Origin of the sequence: Enterobacter cloacae complex sp. IR5441 (genome assembly GCF_049238215.1) — a bacterium.
GTDB lineage: Bacteria > Pseudomonadota > Gammaproteobacteria > Enterobacterales > Enterobacteriaceae > Enterobacter > Enterobacter hormaechei_C.
On the sequence record NZ_JBMKIA010000110.1, the window covers coordinates 1 to 1,170 of the forward strand.

Genomic DNA, 1,170 nt, shown 5'->3' on the forward strand with positions numbered 1-1,170 from the left:
TTGTACAGTCTATGCCTCGGGCATCCAAGCAGCAAGCGCGTTACGCCGTGGGTCGATGTTTGATGTTATGGAGCAGCAACGATGTTACGCAGCAGGGCAGTCGCCCTAAAACAAAGTTAACCCAGGATGAGAACCTTGAAAGTATCATTGATGGCTGCGAAAGCGAAAAACGGCGTGATTGGTTGCGGTCCAGACATACCCTGGTCCGCGAAAGGGGAGCAGCTACTTTTTAAAGCATTGACCTACAATCAGTGGCTTCTGGTGGGTCGCAAGACGTTTGAATCTATGGGCGCACTCCCCAATAGGAAATACGCGGTCGTTACCCGCTCAGGTTGGACATCAAATGATGACAATGTAGTTGTATTTCAGTCAATCGAAGAGGCCATGGACAGGCTAGCTGAATTCACCGGTCACGTTATAGTGTCTGGTGGCGGAGAAATTTACCGAGAAACATTACCCATGGCCTCTACGCTCCACTTATCGACGATCGACATCGAGCCAGAGGGGGATGTTTTCTTCCCGAGTATTCCAAATACCTTCGAAGTTGTTTTTGAGCAACACTTTACTTCAAACATTAACTATTGCTATCAAATTTGGAAAAAGGGTTAACAAAGCTATGCAATCGACGGCAAAAAGCTTCGTTCGCTTCGCGCACTACGCCTTTTCCGCGATTGATAGCGACGTTATGTGAATATTGAAATGAGCATTCCAAAGAAAGGAAGTAGAAAAATTATCGTGGGCGAAAATGAGTTTTTGTGGCTCATTAGGTCAAAACTCACATATTCGCAGGACTGTTTAGGTACAGAAATGACTGCGGTCGTTGAACCGGATGCCGGTCCTCACTGATGAAGAAGTGAACACCGTACGGGAATCGTGCCGGCAGCTTGGAGCTATCGGCCGGAACCTCAACCAGGTGGCCAGGGCCTTGAACATCGAGTTCAGGGAAAGTGACAAGCTCAAGCAAGAGGCCATCGAAAAACTGGCCGAACGGATCGACCAGCATTTGGACCATGTGTCTGAGCTGTTCGATAAGACCTGGAGCCGGTGGCACGATTGTCATTTTCAGAAGACGACTGCACCAGTTGATTGGGCGTAATGGCTGTTGTGCAGCCAGCTCCTGACAGTTCAATATCAGAAGTGATCTGCACCAATCTCGACTATGCTCAATAC

At 48.3% G+C, this 1,170-nt stretch carries 2 protein-coding genes; one reads left to right on the forward strand and one right to left on the reverse strand.

The features are described from left to right. The first annotated feature begins 135 nt into the window (after positions 1-135). Positions 136-609 (forward strand): trimethoprim-resistant dihydrofolate reductase DfrA14, encoded by a 474-nt coding sequence (gene dfrA14 / locus ACOTX5_RS26565; protein ID WP_004201280.1) that lies wholly within the window; start codon positions 136-138, stop codon positions 607-609. A 166-nt stretch (positions 610-775) separates the two neighbouring features. Here the strand turns inward: dfrA14 and ACOTX5_RS26570 are convergent, their stop codons facing one another. After that, positions 776-1,168, reverse strand: coding sequence for a hypothetical protein (locus tag ACOTX5_RS26570; RefSeq protein WP_421632519.1), 393 nt, complete (start codon positions 1,166-1,168; stop codon positions 776-778). Between the last annotated feature and the right edge of the window lie 2 nt (positions 1,169-1,170).